Origin of the sequence: Pedobacter sp. MC2016-14 (assembly GCF_020991475.1) — a bacterium.
Lineage (GTDB): Bacteria > Bacteroidota > Bacteroidia > Sphingobacteriales > Sphingobacteriaceae > Pedobacter.
In genome coordinates this window covers 32,377-49,346 of the sequence record NZ_JAJMPA010000003.1, presented here as the reverse complement: position 1 = coordinate 49,346, position 16,970 = coordinate 32,377, and the positions used below count along the sequence as shown (strand labels likewise).

Genomic DNA, 16,970 nt, shown 5'->3' with positions numbered 1-16,970 from the left:
ATGAGCATAAAGGTAGGCATCATCATGGGCAGCAAATCTGATTTAAACATCATGAACGACGCTGCAGATGTATTAAGGAAATTTGGTGTGGATTTTGAAATGACGGTAGTCTCTGCCCACCGTACACCAGAACGCATGTTTGACTACGCCAAAAGCGCAGCATCAAGGGGGATAAAGGTAATTATTGCCGGAGCGGGTGGCGCAGCCCATTTGCCGGGCATGGTGGCTTCTATTACCGTGGTACCTGTAATTGGTGTGCCGGTTAAATCATCTAACTCTATTGATGGATGGGATTCTATCCTTTCTATTTTACAAATGCCAAACGGTATCCCAGTGGCTACGGTAGCGCTAAACGCGGCTAAAAACGCAGGTTTACTGGCCGTGCAAATTCTTTCTACCGCAGATGAAGCGCTGGCTACAGCAATGCAGCAGTATAAAGATGAGCTGCGCATGGCCGTAGAGGAGACTGCTGCCGAACTGGAAAAAATTAACTAAGGAGATCATGGAATTTACGCAAGAAGACCTGCAAAACCTACGACAAGAGTACCGCAGTGCCGAGCTTCATGAAAATGAAGTGGCTAAAAACCCGATAGACCAGTTTCAGATTTGGTTTAAGGCTGCCCTGGATGCGAAATTGTACGAACCCAATGTGATGACACTGGCCACTGCGGACAGGTTTGGAAAACCATCGGCCAGGATTGTACTGTTGAAGGGATTTGACCAGAACGGTTTTACGTTTTTTACCAATTACCACAGTGCTAAAGGTGCGGAGATGAAAGAGAACCCACAGGCTTCTCTGGTGTTTTTTTGGGCTGAACTGGAAAGGCAGATCCGGATAGATGGTGTGGTGAGCAAAATTGCTCCTGAATTGTCTACCGAATATTTCCAGAGTCGCCCTAAAGGCAGCCAGATTGGTGCCATGGCTTCTCCTCAAAGTGCCGTATTGGAAAGCAGGGAAGTGATGGAACAAAGGGTAGCGCAGCTAAGTAAAGATTATGCGGATGCCAATGTACCGCGACCAGAGCACTGGGGCGGTTATATTGTGGAGCCTTTGCATATGGAATTTTGGCAGGGTCGCCCTAGCAGGTTGCACGACAGGATCAATTATAACCTGGTTGATGGTGTATGGGTGATTAACAGGCTTGCACCTTAAACATATTGATATGAATACTATAGCGGTAATTGGATCTGGCACAATGGGCAATGGCATTGCACATACCTTTGCGCAGTATGGCTATCAGGTAAATTTGATTGACATTAATGATGAGGCGCTGGACAGGGCACTGACTACCATAGGCAAAAACCTGGACAGGCAAGTGGCCAAAGCGGTATTGACCGAAGAGCAGAAAGCGGAAACTTTGGCCAGGCTTACCCGCTTTACCTCTATTCATGATGGTGTTGCGGATGTAGACCTGGTGGTGGAAGCGGCCAGTGAAAATCTGGAACTTAAACTGAAAATATTTAGGGAAGTAGCCGCATCTGCCAAAGCGAGTACCATTTTGGCCAGCAATACTTCTTCTATTTCCATTACCCAAATTGCGGCGGCTACGGGCAGGGCCGATAAAGTGATTGGCATGCATTTTATGAACCCGGTACCGGTGATGAAACTGGTAGAAATTATCCGTGGTTATTCTACGAGTGATGAAACCACTAAAGCCGTGATGGAACTTTCGGAAAAATTAGGGAAAGTACCTGTAGAGGTAAACGACTACCCTGGTTTTGTGGCCAATAGAATTTTGATGCCGATGATCAATGAGGCCATTTATACCTTATATGAGGGTGTAGCGGGCGTAAATGAAATTGATACCGTGATGAAATTGGGCATGGCCCACCCTATGGGGCCTTTGCAACTGGCAGATTTTATAGGTCTGGATGTTTGTCTGGCCATCCTTCGCGTGATGCAATCTGGCTTTGGCAGCGCTAAATATGCACCTTGTCCGCTATTGGTGAACATGGTGATGGCTGGAAAAACCGGAGTAAAATCTGGCCAGGGCTTTTACAAGTACTAAGATTTGTTACCTTTATATTATGAATGAAAATCTGGATCCATCTTCAGAAAACTTAAGTCCTGTAGAACGAGATATAGAAAAAGTATTGCGCCCGCAAGCTTTTGACGACTTTACGGGACAGGAGAAAGTGATGGAAAATCTTAAGATTTTTGTGCTTGCCGCTAAATTACGTGGCGAACCTTTAGACCATGTGCTACTGCATGGCCCTCCTGGTCTTGGTAAAACCACCTTATCTTACATCATTGCCAATGAAATGAATGTGGGCATTAAGGTAACTTCTGGGCCGGTGCTGGATAAACCCGGAGATTTGGCAGGTCTGCTGACCAATCTGGATACCGGAGACATCCTTTTTATTGACGAAATCCACCGCTTGAGTCCCCTGGTTGAAGAATACCTGTATTCTGCCATGGAAGATTTTAAGATTGACATTATGCTGGAGAGCGGGCCGAATGCGCGCTCTGTTCAAATTGGCTTAAATCCTTTTACATTAGTTGGGGCCACTACCCGTTCTGGTTTGCTGACCGCGCCATTGAGGGCCAGGTTTGGGATCAATTCCCGCTTAGCCTATTACGATGCCAAATTACTGACCACGATTGTATTGCGGTCATCTCAAATTTTAAATACCCCGATTACAGACGAAGGTGCTTATGAAATTGCCAGACGTAGTCGCGGGACACCCCGGATTGCCAATGCGCTGTTGCGCAGAACGCGTGATTTTGCGCAAATTAAAGGCAATGGCACCATTGATACCGCGATTGCCCGCTTTGCTTTAACGGCACTGAATGTAGATGAACATGGTTTGGATGAAATGGACAACAAGATTTTGCTGACCATTATTGATAAATTTAAAGGCGGCCCCGTAGGTTTAAAAACCATAGCCACTGCTGTTGGCGAAGACGAGGGCACCATTGAAGAAGTTTATGAGCCTTTCCTGATCCAGGAAGGTTACCTCATGCGCACTTCACGCGGCAGAGAGGTAACTGAAGCGGCTTATAAACATCTTAAACGGGATTATTTATCGCAATCTGGCAGGTTATTTTAAAAACCACCAAACAATAATCAGTACAATTACAATAATTGGGATAGCCCATTTCATTACTGGTCCTGCGCCTTTATCGTTGTCTTCTTCTACGGCTTGCGGAGAAGGTCCAGGATCATTTTCGTGTGCTGCGTAATCATGTTCTATCGGTTTCGGCGCTTGATTCGGATCTTCGTGGTGTTGTTGATCTGTAGTTTCCATACTGTTTGAATTTGTGTTTATATACGAGTTACAACAGCAAAAGGCCTAAAATGTTTTGCGTTGAAAGCCCTATCTTTGCCAAACGATGTCCAGCAATGCCGCCAAAAACAGCAAATTAATTAAAGACGAAGCCCTTAGGCTTGGCTTTATGCAATGCGGTATAGCGAAGGCAGAATTTTTGGAAGAAGAAGCCCCGCGACTGGAAACCTGGCTGAAGAATGAGCACCATGGCAAAATGGCTTACATGGAAAATCATTTTGACAAACGACTGGACCCACGCTTGCTGGTAGAGGATGCAAAATCTGTAATTTCTTTAAGCCTCAACTATTTTCCGGAGGCCGGTCAGCAAGACCCCGACGCGCCAAGGATTTCCAAATACGCTTATGGCATAGATTACCATACGGTAATTAAAGACAAGCTGTTTTTACTGCTGGAGTTTATCCGCGAAGAAATTGGCGAAGTGAGCGGCAGGGCTTTTGTAGATTCTGCACCGGTATTGGACCGGGCCTGGGCTAAACGTGCGGGAATTGGCTGGGTGGGTAAAAACAGCAACATCATCAGCAAAAAAAGTGGTTCCTTTTTTTTCCTTGCAGAACTGATTGTGGATTTGGATCTGGAATACGACCATCCTTTTCAAACCGACCATTGCGGAACTTGCACCCGCTGCATTGATGCCTGTCCTACGGATGCGATCCTCTCTCCTTTTATCATAGATGCCAATAAATGCATCTCCTACCTCACCATTGAGCTTAAAGAAGAGATCCCGGCACAATTTAACCAGAAAATGGAGAATTGGATGTTTGGCTGTGACATTTGCCAGGACGTTTGTCCATGGAACCGCTTTTCGGCTCCGCATTCGGAACCGGCTTTTCAACCGAATGCGCAATTGCTGGAAATGAAAAAAGAAGACTGGCAGGATATTACAGAGGATGTATTTAAAGTGATTTTTAAAAACTCGGCCGTAAAGCGCACCAAGTTTAAAGGCCTGACCAGGAATATAGACTTTATTAAGCAGCGCTGATTACGTTCATTATCAGCGCTGCTTTAAATTACTTGCCGAATTTCATTTTCAGCTGCTCCAACATATCATTGGTCACTTCTGCGGCAGGTTTTTCTTTTCTAGGCTGGGCCTGTTCTGCAGGCTTGGCAAAATTAGGTTTATTAACAAAAGAAGGCTTTGGTGCCTGATTGGGCTGTGCAGCAGGTTTAGCCGCTTGTACAGGCCGGGCTGCAGGTGGATTTTTTGCCTTTTTAGTGCTCCAGCGCGTCCAGATCTCGTCCAGTTTCTTTTTGGTATATAAGGGGAAGTCGCCATTCTTCATCCAGGCGTAATAGCTGGGCTCTACATCAAATACGTCTTCAACCGTTTTGCCTTTGTGTTTTCCAAAGTTGAAGGTTTCTTCATCATTCTCGTTGTACACCAACCTTCCGGCAAAATCTACCGGTTTATTCATATTGGTAAAGGCATGCAAGGCCGGTACGTCATTTTTTACCGGTTGGGTAATGTTTCCCTGCTTGTCTTCAAAGTCGGCATTTTCATAACGCTCCAGCTGTGCCAGCAGTACATGATAGGTAGCGGTAATATCCGCTTCGGCAGAGTGGGCATTGATGATGTCTTTATCGCAATAAAATTTATAAGCTGCACGCAAAGTACGCTGCTCCATTTGGTGGAAGATGTTCTGCACATCTACAAACTTGCGGTCTGACATGTCAAAATCTACCCCTGCTTTTAAAAACTCTTCCAGTAACACCGGAATGTCAAAGCGGTTGGAGTTATAGCCCGCCAAATCGGCATCACCTATAAAATCTACCAGTTCTTGTGCTACCGCTTTAAATGTAGGGGCTTCAGCAACATGTTCATCATAGATTCCATGAATTAAAGATGAAGCCAAAGGGATAGGCATTTCAGGGTTAATCTTCAGCGTTTTTACCAGCTCAGTTCCATCAGGCATGGCTTTTAAAATAGCAATTTCAACTATCCTGTCGGCTCCGATACTTAAACCTGTGGTCTCCAGATCAAAAAAGGCGAGCGGTCTTATTAAATTTAATTTCATTAGTTTCTATATGTAATACCCAATCAAAAGTAAGATAAAAAAATGATACCTAGGCCAATTCCGATGACCATGATGAGGTACATTAAAATCTCTGTGGTGGCAAATTTCTTATATTTTGTCCAAAAGGAAATGTCGTGTTTTTGCTTTTCCATGCTTGTATGCGTTAATCTTTTACGGGGCCTGCTTTAACAAAAGCACGCTGATAGGCGGCTAACTTCAAATTATCTACAATTACCCCCCTGGTGGTAGAGGCATGTACAAAATAATCGTTATTCAGGTACACACCTACATGATCTACCCCCGAGCCACCAAAAGAAAAGAAAATCAGGTCGCCCTCTTTCAAAGAACCCGAACTTTTAATCACTTCGGCCTGGTCTCTTGACCTTCTGGGCAATTTGATGCCATAAATATCCCTTTGTAACAGCAAGGCAAAGCCAGAACAATCTATGCCCTTTTTATCTAAACCGCCCAACTGGTACCTTACCCCCGTCCAATCGGTAATAAATTTGTACAGCTCCCTGCTTTTTAACCTGGCCATGGCATCTGCAGCACCGGCAGCCGCCGTAGTAGATTTTACAGTGCCACGCCTCGATCCGCAGGAAGAAAAGGCCAGCATAGCTACAAAGATCAATACCAGTCTAAAAGTTGTTTTATACCCCATAGGTCTATTGTTTAGTTAAACGTTGAATCTCGTCCAGTTTAAGCAGGGCCTCTACCGGGGTGAGTACATTTACATCCAGGTTATTGAGCATATCGCGGATTTTAACCAGGATCGGATCATCTACAGAAAACATATGGAGCTGATAAGCCTGATTTTGCACCTTTTTAATGCTGTCTTTAATGCTTTGCCCCTCTGTTCTGTCAATTTCCAGTTTCTTTAAAATCTCATTGGCGCGGTTGATGAGTTTTGGCGGCATACCGGCCATTTTAGCCACATGGATCCCGAAACTGTGCTCGCTGCCACCGGGAATCAGCTTTCTTAAAAAGATGACTTTGGTAGCCGTCTCTTTAATAGAAACATTAAAGTTCTTAATCCTGTTCATGGTGCTGGCCAGCTCATTAAGCTCATGGTAATGGGTGGCAAACAAGGTTTTAGGCCTTGCGGTAGGATGCGTGTGCAAAAATTCTGCAATGGCCCAGGCAATGGAAATTCCATCGTAAGTGCTGGTACCCCGACCAATTTCATCCAGTAAAATTAAACTGTTGTCAGAGATGTTGTTGAGGATACTTGCCGTCTCGTTCATTTCTACCATGAAGGTACTCTCTCCGGATGACAGGTTATCTGAGGCACCCACACGGGTAAAAATCTTATCTACCAGACCAATAGTAGCGGCCTTGGCCGGTACAAAACAACCCATTTGCGCCATGAGCACAATTAGGCCTGTTTGCCGTAGTATGGCCGATTTACCCGACATGTTGGGTCCGGTAATGATGATGATTTGCTGTGTATCGTTATCCAGGAATACATCATTGGTGATGTATTCATCGCCAACAGGCAATCTTTTTTCGATAACCGGGTGCCTGCCACCTTTAATGTCCAGCACGCGCTGTTTATTCAGTTCTGGCTTTGCGTAATGATTGCTGACCGCAAGTTGTGCAAAGCACAGCAATACATCCAGTTTAGCAATGAGGTGTGCATTGAGCTGAATGGGCTTAATATAGGTAGAAACCTGGTACATCAACTCTGTATACATGCGCACTTCAATTTGCTGTATCTTCTCTTCGGCACCTAATATTTGTTCTTCGTACTCCTTTAATTCTGGTGTAATGTAACGCTCGGCATTTACCAGCGTCTGCTTGCGCAACCATTCTGCCGGAACTTTATCTTTATGCGTGTGTGTAACCTCCAGGTAATAGCCAAAAACATTGTTGAAAGCGATTTTAAGCGACGGAATACCCGTAGCTAAAGCTTCCCTTTTTTGAATTTCGATCAGGTAATCTTTGCCGCCATAAGAGATTTTGCGCAATTTATCCAGCTCTTCGTCTATCCCGTCGCTGATCACGTTTCCTTTAATCAGTAAAGCAGGAGGATCTTGCTGTAATTCACGCTCCAGTTTTTCGCGGATGGACAAGCAAGGGTTCAGCTGATCTGCCAGGGCAATTAAAAATGGATTATTGGATTTTTTGGCCAGCTGCTGTACAGCTTCTATGTGGTAGAGCGATTTTTTAAGCTGGCAAAGCTCCCTCGGTCCCACCTTTTGAAGGCCCACTTTAGAAATCAGCCTTTCCAGATCGCCAATTTGTTTAATGTGGCCTAAAAACTCCTGCAATAAAGCATCGTGCTTTACAAAGAAATCTACCATACCCAGGCGTTCTTGTATAGGCTTTAATTCCTTTAAGGGCATAATGATCCACTTGTGGAGCATCCTGGCACCCATAGGGGTAGAAGTTTGGTCCAGTACATCAAACAGGGTTACTGCGTTTTCATTGGCAGAGCTAACCAGTTCCAGGTTGCGGATGGTAAAGCGGTCCAGCCACATGTATTTATCCTCTTCCAGTCTGGAAATAGAAGAGATGTGCTTCAAATTGCGGTGTTCAGTTTCATTGAGGTAATGCAACACTACCCCGGCAGCAACAATACCGGCCTGGATTTTATCGATACCGAAGCCTTTTAAGGACGTAACTTCAAAATGTTTGGTTAAAATTTCAGTGGCATAATCATTGGCAAATGCCCATTCATCCAGCTGATAGGTGTAAAACTTATCGCCAAACTGCTCAAAAAAGTCCTTGCGCCGGCTTTTTTGGAAAACAACTTCTGTAGGTTTAAAACCCTGTAATAGTTTATCTATGTATTCTGTATTGCCCTGGGCCACCAAAAACTCTCCTGTAGAGATGTCCAGAAAGGCCACGCCAAGCTGGTTTTTATCAAAATAAACCGCAGCAAGGTAGTTGTTTGATTTTTGGCTCAGGATGTTATCGTTATAAGCCACGCCCGGTGTAACCAGTTCCGTTACCCCTCTTTTTACAATGGTCTTGGTTGCTTTAGGATCTTCCAGTTGATCGCAAATGGCCACCCTTTGTCCGGCCCTAACCAACTTAGATAAATAGTTTTCTAAAGAATGATGCGGAAAACCGGCCAGCTCTAAGGCCCCGCCATTTGGACCAGTACCCCTTCTGGTGAGCACAATGCCCAGAATACCTGCTGTTTTTACAGCGTCTTCTCCAAAAGTTTCATAAAAATCTCCTACTCTGAATAACAATAGTGCACCCGGATACTTTGCTTTGATGGCATTGTATTGTTGCATTAACGGTGTTTCTTTAGTCGTATCTTTGGCCAAAATGATTGTGTTTACAAAATCGTAAAGATACTACCTAGAAATTTAGCGTTGGTATTTTTTTGAAATAAAAAGCGGCTTTTACAATTGTGCAATGTAGCCAAGAAACAAGTTCATGGCCGTTCTTTTGGCTTCAGTAAGCTCAAAATCCAGCTTATGCATCAGGTAATCATCTACATCAAATTCGGGATGTGCAGGAAGGCTTTTCAGTACTTCTTTACGGTGGTCAAGCCCAAATTTTAAGGCTTTATTAAACTCAGCAATAAAAGAATCCGGAATATCCTTATTGGCAATCCATGCGGCGTATAAAAAAGGCAAACCTGTAAAGTTCATCCACTCCTCTCCAAGATCAAAGGCATACGCGTAACTGTCCTTTTTTCCGAAGGTACGGTCGCCAATCAACACAATGGCATCTGTTTGTGCATCCGGGTCAGTAGTTAACTGTACTTCCTGTTTCCAGAAAAACTTAAGCAACACCCTGGCCAGATTGTTAGAGGTACGTGATTGGGCATCTAACCTGAGGGTTTTTATTTCATTAACCGGAACGGCACTAAAGATGAACACAGAATTTACCGCTCCAACGGAGCCGATGCAATAATCTGCAATGATCCTGCCATTGGGCACCTGCGGAAAAGCTGCAACAGGAATCAAACCGATATCAACCTGTCCATCAATTAATTTAGCAGCACAATCTGAAGGGATATCTAAGCTCAAGTCTATTTGATTGATGACCTCAGAACGTTCAATGCCATAAAGAAAAGGTTTGGTATTGGTATAGCTTACTGCCGATATTTTTAGCTTATTCAAAATTATTTTATCTCCTGTAAATGATCGGTATTGTTAAAATCTATCACACTAAATTCATCGCCATTTAAGGCAATTTTATATAGCGTGGTATTTTGATGCGGGAAAAAACCCATGTCAGAAAAAGGCTTTCCGGTAAGGATGCAAAGCAAGAGGCGCATGGCCCTTCCATGCATACAAACCAATACCAGTTTTTCTTCTGTATGGCTCAGGATATGCGCTACAGCTTCTTTTAACCTGATGGCTACCTCATTCGGACTTTCGCCCCCTCCGGCAAACTTGGCATCGTAATAGCCATGTTGCCATTGTTCTACCAGTCCTCTAAAAATTGCCAGTGCATTTTCAGAGGTCGGCTGGCCTTCCCATTCTCCCCAGGCCAGCTCGTCCAGACCAGACAGCTGTTCCCAGGGTAAACCAGATTCAATAAAGCGGCGAACCGTTTGATGGGTACGTTTTAAACTGGAGGTATAAATTTTTTGAAAGGGAACATCCTTGTACATCTGGTAAAAGGCTTCGGCCTGCGCCCGGCCCGTATCGTTAAGGTCACTGTTAATTCCCCTGCCTTGTACAATACCCTGTCTGTTTAATTCTGTTTCTCCGTGTCTTATAATATATAACTCTTTATCCATTAGTTGATTACTGGCAATTTGTAAAACTGAGGTTTAACTTCATCCTCAAATACAAAAGCTGTATAATCGGTTACTACGTTGTATAAAGTATCTCTTTCTATAGGTTTTCGGTTTACCTGTTTAATGAGGTTTACCAACTCTTGCGTGCTCATTCCAGGTGTCTGCTCTTCTGCCCCCGCCATAGAATAAATCTTGGTGGTATCATCCAGTGTACCGTCAATATCATCTACCCCAAAATTAAGGGACAGCTGCGCAGTCTGCCTGCTGATCATGGCCCAATAGGCTTTGATGTGATCGAAGTTATCCATATAAATCCTGGCGATGGCGTAATTCCGCAAATCTTCCACTACAGACACTTCCGGCACATGGTCCATTTGGTTGTTCTGGTTTCTGAACTTTAAGGGAATAAAAGCCTGGAAGCCGCCGGTTTTATCCTGCAGCTGGCGTAAGCGCTCCATGTGGTCTACACGGTGCCAAAATTCTTCGATGTGGCCATATAACATGGTTGCATTACTTCTCATGCCCAGTTTATGCGCCTGCTCATGAATGTCTAGCCACTGCGCTGCATTACATTTATCGTGTGCTATCTTTTCCCTTACTTCTGGATGAAAAATCTCTGCTCCGCCTCCGGGCATAGAATCAAGACCTGCCTCATGCATGTATTTCATGCCTTCGTAATGACTTAATTTAGCCTTTTTAAAGATGTAGTAATACTCTACCGGAGTTAACGCTTTAATGTGAAGATCAGGACGATGTGCTTTAGCTTTCCTGAAAAAATCAGCGTAGAAATCCAGGTTCTGCTTTGGCACTACCCCGCCTGTAATGTGTACTTCAGTTACCGGCTCTTTATCGTATTTTTTCAGGATGTCTATCATGCCATCCACACTCATTTCCCAGCCATCTTCCTTATTTTTGATTAAACGGGAATACGAGCAGAAATTACAGCTGTAAACGCAAACGTTGGTAGGTTCAATATGGAAGTTGCGGTTAAAATAAGTACGGTCTCCGTGTCTTTCTTCCCTGATGTAATTGGCTAAGGTGCCCAAATAGCCTAGTTCGGCATGTTCGTATAAATAAACGCCTTCGTCAAATGAAATTCTTTCTTTTTGCTGAACTTTTTGGGCAATAACTTTAAGCGGTGCCGGTAAATCCGGATCATTGAGCAAGAAAGTTAGTTTTGCAGTAGTGGTCATCGATGAATTGATTATGCACAAAAGTAAGTTAAAATCACCTTTGTTGTGTTTTTATAAAGTCAAAGAAATGCCAAATGCGGCATGAAATTGTGCTAAACCAATCGCTGGAAGAAGCTAAATAACCCACACTACGCAGCATGAAATTGTGCTAAAACATTCACTGGAAGAAGCTAAACAACCCACACTAGGCAGCCTAAAATGTAGGCTTAAAATAAGATACACTAAACACCCAGCCGGAAAACCACACCGCCCCATGAAAGTATGCTACATACCGGAAGCAGCATCTGCTCAAAAAATAAAACATACTACGAGCCGACATGCGAAATTCGCCCTTTTTCAGGGCAAGAATTTTGAGGAGGCGACAGTATGTTTTATTTTTTAGTCCGCCAGGCTTCCCTAAAATACTTCATGGGCACATACAACATACCAAAGCATTCGCCCTGTTCCTTACCCAAATGTTTATGGTGCATTTTGTGTGCTTTCCGCAGCGCCCTAAAATAAAAGTTATTGGTGCGCGAAAAGAATTTAAAGCGCTGATGAATCAAAATATCATGCACCATAAAATACGCAAAGCCATACAGCGTAATGCCTATGCCAATGTAAAACATAAAACCAAAATCGGCTACAAAGGTGCCCACAAAATAAAAGCACATGGATATAGTAGCAAAAATCACAAAAAAGTAATCGTTCTTTTCAAAAAAATGGGCAGTTTTATTGTGATGGTCGTCATGCAATATCCATAGCAGCCCATGCATAATGTATTTATGGGTGAGCCAGGTTACACATTCCATTAAACAGAAGGTTAACACCACAATCCCGATGTTGCTGAGTACATGTATCATTTTCAGTGTAAAGTTAAAGCCATTTAGCGGCGCTTTGCCATAAAAGTTTTAATTCTTTTGTAGAGGTCCTCATCTGATGCGTTTTTATTTAGCCATTGTAACAAGAACGCTTTATCTGAGGCCAGATTGCCATTATAATTTAAAATTGAAGGGCAGTTTAATTGCGTAGTGTACCTAAAAAAGATAAGTTCAGGGTTATCTTCAGATTTCGCAATCGCTTCTTCCAGGAGTTTCCTTCCATTTTTAAAATGCGACAACCTGGATAAAGGATTTACCAGATGTTTACACATCAGAAATTCCGACATCGCCTTAAAACCCATGACCACAGGCAAACCATCGTCTTTTACAGTCTTAAGCTTTTCGTAAAACTGCGTAGCCACCTTGCTATCCTCCACCGATTGCTCCATGAGTTTACGGTAGACCCGGAGGTCTGCGGTATCATCATAGGCCAGGCCAAATACCCACAACCAGCAAACCAGTACTAATTTTATAGCCATCCCAATCGGTATTTAAAGTACGATCCTGCAAGTAAACTTATTTTTTGTGTATTCGGAATCCTGATTCGCTCGCCCATAATTTTGGCCGAAGAAACAGATTTTATTTTATTAAACAGCGTGCGGTAATACACATAAGCTACATACACACCAAAACGAGAGCTGCAGGGAAGCTGTTTAATGCCTACCAAGGCAGCGTTAAAATCAAGCTCAATATCCGCTTCAATAGCAGCCTTGCTTTGCTCAGAAAAGACACTCAAATCCAGTTCAGGAAAATATACCCTGCCCAAAACCTCGTAATCATTTTTAAGATCGCGCAGAAAGTTGATTTTCTGAAATGCGGCCCCTAGTTTCATGGCAAATGGTTTTAAATGCTGGTAGCGTTGCTCGTCATTTTCCAAAAATACACGCAGGCACATTAAACCTACCACTTCGGCAGAGCCTAAAATATACTCATCGTAAGAACCACTGGAATGCTGCTTATCGTTCAGGTCCATCTCCATGCTGGCCAGAAAGCGCTCAATCAGTTCATTTTCTATCTGGTAATCCCTTACCACGTGCTGAAAACTATTTAAAATAGGATTTAAGCTTATTTTCTGGTCGATGGCTTTATAGGTTCCTTCTTTAAAATCCTGGAGTAAAGTCTCTTTATCATACTCGTGAAAAGAATCTACAATTTCATCGGCCAGGCGTACAAAACCATAGATCCCATAAATGGGGGTATGAAATTTTTTATGCAGACAGCGGATCCCAAGAGAGAAACTGGTGCTGTAGGTGGTGGTTACAATTTTACTGGAAGCTTGAGAAATGCGGTCAAATAGTAACTTCATAAGGCAGATTTTTTTGTCAGTTCACGAATCAGTTCTTTGGCCGCTACCTGTCCCGAAATCAGCGCAGGCGGCACGCCTGGCCCCGGTACAGTAAGCTGACCGGTATAAAACAGGTTGGCTACTTTTTTATTTTTTAGACTGGGCTTTAATACGGCTGTTTGCAGCAGGGTATTTGCCAAACCGTAAGCATTGCCTTTGTAAGCATTGTAATCTGCTACAAAATCATTGATGCAATACGTTTTTTTATAAACGATATTTTCGGCGAAGCTTTCGCCACAATAGTTTTCCATCCGCTGAATAACCCCATTAAAATAACGCTCCCTGAGCGCATCCGTATCGGTTAGGCCAGTTGCGATGGGAATGAGTATAAAAACATTCTCCATGCCCTCCGGCGCAACGGTTTCATCGGTTTTAGAAGGGCAGCAGGTATAAAACAAAGGATGTTCCGGCCATTTTGGACGGGTATAAATTTCTGCGGCATGGACCTCAAGGTCTGCATCAAAAAACAAATTGTGATGCAATAGCCCTTTTAATTTTTTATTGATGCCAAGGTAATAGATGAGGCAGGAAGGGGCAAAAGTTTTAGCCTCCCAATAATTTTCAGTGTAATTGCGGTAAGGTGCTTCAAGTAGATGCTGCTCTACATGGTGGTAATCTGCAGAAGCAATTACACCATCTGTTTCAACCCGTCCGGCTGAAGTCTCCAGCGCAGTGGCCCTGCCCCCGCTAACTTCAATTTTGCTAACTGCGGTATTGGTATAGATGGTAACTCCGAGAGAACGGGCCAGGGTTTCCATGGCGGTGATGAGCTGATGCATGCCCCCTTTAGGATACCAGGTGCCCTGTACCAATGCAGAATAGTTCATCATGGTGTAGAGTGCCGGTATTTTACCAGCCGTAGCACCAAGAAAAAGCACAGGAAACTCCATTAGCGCAATTAAACGTTCATCTTTAAAATAACTGCGCACACTGGAACTTACAGAACTAAACATTTGTAAACTCATGGCGCCTTTAAGGATGTCAAAATTGATGTATTCCAGCCATGAATAAGAAGGCTTAAACACAAACTTCTTCATGCCAATGGTATATTTTACTTCCGCTTCCTTTAAAAACTTCTTTAGTGCTACACTGCTTCCGGCTTCTATGTTTTCAAAAGCAGCGTAAAGTTCAGTTTCATTGGCAGGAATCTTTACCACATCAGCAGGGTTAAAGATCATTTGAAATCCGGGGTCCAATTGGATGAGTTCATAATAATCAGCTGATTTTTTACCAAATTCCGCAAAAAAATCTTCAAACACATCAGGCATCCAATACCAGCTTGGGCCCATATCAAATTTAAAGCCCTCGGCTTCATACATTCTTGCCCTGCCACCAATGGTGGCATTCTTCTCAAAGACAGTTACATCATGACCCGCCTTTGCTGCAAAGCAGGCGGCTGATAAACCTGAAAACCCGGTACCTATAATCGAAACTCTAGCCATAAATCACTTGAGGGCTCAAAATAGCAATAATTTTTGCTAAACAAGAAAGGACCCAAAAGGGTCCTTCTCTATGAATGATTTAAAATTTACTAACTATTGTGCTTTTGTATAATTTAATACGATGTAAGCAGTAGTATTGCCATACTGGATGGGTGATTTTAAAACCAGGTTATCACCGGTAGTTGCAGAAAGAATAAGCCTGTAACCTGTAGTTACGTTTTTGGCTTTATCACCTTCATATAGCTTTTTAAATTGAAAAGTCTCATCGGCAGTGCTTACAGACCAGAATATGGTTTGCGTTTTTGCATCGCAGCCATTGCCACCTGGCAAAGCGTAACTTCCGTTACCGCTGTTGGTAAATCTCCAGGTACTACCTTCAAAACATTTATACGAAGCTTCATCAAACAATGATTTAACCGCTACAGAAGGAATACCTTCAAAGCTAACTGTATTTAACAACCAGGTGCCTGTTACCTTACCTCTTTTTAAATCTGCACCGGCAGTAGTTCCTTTTGTTGACGAACAGCTTTGTAAAACCATTAATGAACCGCATAAAATGGCCGCTATAAATAATATTCTTTTCATTTTTTGTTGTATTTGTTAATTTGTATTTAGTAACAAATAGCTTACATAAATCCTGCCAAAATTGGGGAGTTTAAACTATAACCGCTAAATTTGTTTATGCCTAAAATAGAAACCACGGCCATACACGCCGGAAACATTAAGACCGCAACCGGAGATGTAACACAGCCAATCTCCTTATCTACAACATTTTTTAGAGACGAAACCGGAGGTTACCCCGGGGGACATATGTACAGCCGCGTTAGTAACCCAAACCGCGCTGCACTTGAACAGGTGCTTACCCAACTGGAAGGCGGAGCCGATGCCTGTGCTTTTTCTTCGGGCAATACTGCTGGAATGGCACTTTTTCAGGCCCTGAAGCCAGGAAGTCATATTATTGCGCCTGACGATATGTACTGGGGTTTTAAAAAACAGCTGCAATCTTTATTTGAAGGCATCCTGGAAATTGATTTTATTGACCTTACACAAATTGGGGAAATTGCGCAATATATAAAGCACAATACGGTGATGATTTGGGTAGAGACACCCTCTAACCCGCTTTTGAAAATTACCGATGTGGCAGCTGTAGCCAGCATTGCGAACGAGCACCAGCTTTTGCTGGCTTGCGACAGCACCTTTGCTTCGCCATGTCTTCAAAATCCGATCGTATTGGGGGCACACATCGTGATGCATTCCAGTACAAAATATATCGGCGGCCATAGTGACGTGTTGGGCGGCGTATTGGTAACGGCAAAAAAAGATGAATTTTGGGAGCGAATCAGGAACATACAGCAGGTTGGCGGTGCCGTACCTGCTCCTTTTGATTGTTATTTGCTCTTAAGGAGCATTAAAACCTTGGCCTATAGAATGCGCGGACATAGTGCAAACGGAATGGCACTGGCACGATACCTGGAACAGCACCCCAAGGTAGAAGCAGTTTATTATCCTGGACTGAGTTCTCATCCGCAGCACGAAATTGCCAAAAAACAAATGTCTGATTTTGGCGGGATGCTTTCTATTCTGGTAAAAGGTACAGGCGAAACCGCTAAAAAGGTGGTGAATAGCGTACACTTATTTGCCCAGGCTACCAGTCTTGGCGGTGTAGAAAGCCTCATTGAGCACCGTGCCTCTGTAGAAGGGCCAGACACCAAAACCCCACAGAATTTAATTCGGATCTCTGCCGGACTGGAACACATTGACGACTTAATCAACGACTTAAGCCAAGCTTTAGGATAAATAAAAGCCAAATAAACTTAATTATCTAACTAAAAAACAAACACTTAATATAAATTCAGAATTTTATTTTGGTGATTTTACAAGTAAACCCTACATTTGCAGTATCAAAGGCATAAAGCCCGCGAAAGTCAAATCTCAATTGGTTTGATTTATAAAGAAGTGGCGAGAGACAGGCTCATTGACCCACTGGCAACCCTCCCTAACGGAGAAGGTGCCAATTCCTGACCACATAACATGGTGTTATTTGGAAAGATAAATTAGAACTAAAATGAACATTACGTACATTCCTTCTCTTCAAAGAGATCAGTTAATTTTAAAGCGC

19 protein-coding genes and 1 riboswitch are annotated in these 16,970 nt (G+C 43.2%); of the genes, 6 read left to right on the top strand and 13 right to left on the bottom strand.

The genetic code is table 11. The features are described from left to right. From purE to ruvB, 4 genes are read left to right on the top strand one after another with little or no spacing between them, the layout of a single operon-like run. Entirely contained in the window at positions 1–495 is a 495-nt protein-coding gene (gene purE / locus LPB86_RS15525; protein ID WP_230645592.1) for a 5-(carboxyamino)imidazole ribonucleotide mutase, read from the top strand. A 7-nt stretch (positions 496–502) separates the two neighbouring features. Beyond that, positions 503–1,153 carry a pyridoxamine 5'-phosphate oxidase gene (pdxH, locus tag LPB86_RS15520; RefSeq protein ID WP_230645590.1) on the top strand — a complete coding sequence of 217 codons (651 nt, stop codon included), beginning with the start codon at positions 503–505 and terminating at the stop codon, positions 1,151–1,153. A gap of 4 nt (positions 1,154–1,157) precedes the next feature. Beyond that, entirely contained in the window at positions 1,158–2,009 is an 852-nt protein-coding gene (locus LPB86_RS15515) for a 3-hydroxybutyryl-CoA dehydrogenase (protein WP_370632855.1), read from the top strand. Between the two features lie 19 nt (positions 2,010–2,028). Then, complete coding sequence (ruvB, locus tag LPB86_RS15510; protein ID WP_230645587.1) at positions 2,029–3,051, top strand: Holliday junction branch migration DNA helicase RuvB; 1,023 nt, start codon at positions 2,029–2,031, stop codon at positions 3,049–3,051. Here ruvB and LPB86_RS15505 read toward each other — a convergent pair. Continuing rightward, positions 3,043–3,249: a hypothetical protein gene (locus tag LPB86_RS15505; protein WP_230645585.1), complete on the bottom strand. Its 207-nt coding sequence runs from the start codon at positions 3,247–3,249 to the stop codon at positions 3,043–3,045. The genes ruvB and LPB86_RS15505 overlap by 9 nt on opposite strands. A gap of 85 nt (positions 3,250–3,334) precedes the next feature. Here LPB86_RS15505 and queG point away from each other — a divergent pair, with 85 nt between their 5' ends. Then, on the top strand, positions 3,335–4,270 hold the full coding sequence (gene queG / locus LPB86_RS15500; protein ID WP_230645583.1) for a tRNA epoxyqueuosine(34) reductase QueG: 936 nt from the start codon (positions 3,335–3,337) through the stop codon (positions 4,268–4,270). Positions 4,271–4,298: 28 nt separating this feature from the next. Here the strand turns inward: queG and LPB86_RS15495 are convergent, their stop codons facing one another. From LPB86_RS15495 to LPB86_RS15445, 12 genes are all read right to left on the bottom strand, one after another. After that, positions 4,299–5,303 carry a 3'-5' exonuclease gene (locus LPB86_RS15495; protein WP_230645581.1) on the bottom strand — a complete coding sequence of 335 codons (1,005 nt, stop codon included), beginning with the start codon at positions 5,301–5,303 and terminating at the stop codon, positions 4,299–4,301. A gap of 23 nt (positions 5,304–5,326) precedes the next feature. Beyond that, complete coding sequence (locus LPB86_RS20865; protein ID WP_255695561.1) at positions 5,327–5,455, bottom strand: hypothetical protein; 129 nt, start codon at positions 5,453–5,455, stop codon at positions 5,327–5,329. A gap of 11 nt (positions 5,456–5,466) precedes the next feature. Further along, entirely contained in the window at positions 5,467–5,964 is a 498-nt protein-coding gene (locus LPB86_RS15490; protein WP_230645578.1) for a C40 family peptidase, read from the bottom strand. Positions 5,965–5,968: 4 nt separating this feature from the next. Continuing rightward, positions 5,969–8,581 carry a DNA mismatch repair protein MutS gene (gene mutS, locus LPB86_RS15485; RefSeq protein WP_230645576.1) on the bottom strand — a complete coding sequence of 871 codons (2,613 nt, stop codon included), beginning with the start codon at positions 8,579–8,581 and terminating at the stop codon, positions 5,969–5,971. Between the two features lie 78 nt (positions 8,582–8,659). Continuing rightward, positions 8,660–9,385, bottom strand: coding sequence for a menaquinone biosynthetic enzyme MqnA/MqnD family protein (locus LPB86_RS15480; RefSeq protein ID WP_230645574.1), 726 nt, complete (start codon positions 9,383–9,385; stop codon positions 8,660–8,662). A gap of 2 nt (positions 9,386–9,387) precedes the next feature. Beyond that, on the bottom strand, positions 9,388–10,011 hold the full coding sequence (locus LPB86_RS15475) for a histidine phosphatase family protein (protein ID WP_230645572.1): 624 nt from the start codon (positions 10,009–10,011) through the stop codon (positions 9,388–9,390). Next, positions 10,011–11,204, bottom strand: coding sequence for an aminofutalosine synthase MqnE (mqnE, locus tag LPB86_RS15470; protein ID WP_230645570.1), 1,194 nt, complete (start codon positions 11,202–11,204; stop codon positions 10,011–10,013). Before mqnE ends, LPB86_RS15475 begins: the two co-directional genes overlap by 1 nt. 371 nt (positions 11,205–11,575) lie before the next feature. Next, positions 11,576–12,046: a sterol desaturase family protein gene (locus LPB86_RS15465; RefSeq protein ID WP_230645568.1), complete on the bottom strand. Its 471-nt coding sequence runs from the start codon at positions 12,044–12,046 to the stop codon at positions 11,576–11,578. Positions 12,047–12,069: 23 nt separating this feature from the next. Continuing rightward, a complete protein-coding gene (locus LPB86_RS15460) occupies positions 12,070–12,543 on the bottom strand; it encodes a hypothetical protein (protein ID WP_230645566.1) in 474 nt (157 codons plus the stop codon). Then, positions 12,534–13,370 carry a phytoene/squalene synthase family protein gene (locus LPB86_RS15455; protein WP_230645564.1) on the bottom strand — a complete coding sequence of 279 codons (837 nt, stop codon included), beginning with the start codon at positions 13,368–13,370 and terminating at the stop codon, positions 12,534–12,536. Before LPB86_RS15455 ends, LPB86_RS15460 begins: the two co-directional genes overlap by 10 nt. Then, on the bottom strand, positions 13,367–14,851 hold the full coding sequence (locus tag LPB86_RS15450) for an NAD(P)/FAD-dependent oxidoreductase (protein WP_230645562.1): 1,485 nt from the start codon (positions 14,849–14,851) through the stop codon (positions 13,367–13,369). Before LPB86_RS15450 ends, LPB86_RS15455 begins: the two co-directional genes overlap by 4 nt. Before the next feature lie 93 nt (positions 14,852–14,944). Then, positions 14,945–15,436 (bottom strand): lipocalin family protein, encoded by a 492-nt coding sequence (locus LPB86_RS15445; RefSeq protein WP_230645560.1) that lies wholly within the window; start codon positions 15,434–15,436, stop codon positions 14,945–14,947. 96 nt (positions 15,437–15,532) lie between these two features. On the opposite strand from LPB86_RS15445, the gene LPB86_RS15440 reads away from it, so the two are divergent. Beyond that, positions 15,533–16,648: a PLP-dependent aspartate aminotransferase family protein gene (locus LPB86_RS15440; protein ID WP_230645558.1), complete on the top strand. Its 1,116-nt coding sequence runs from the start codon at positions 15,533–15,535 to the stop codon at positions 16,646–16,648. A gap of 146 nt (positions 16,649–16,794) precedes the next feature. Continuing rightward, positions 16,795–16,907: riboswitch (SAM riboswitch) on the top strand. Positions 16,908–16,970: the final 63 nt, after the last annotated feature.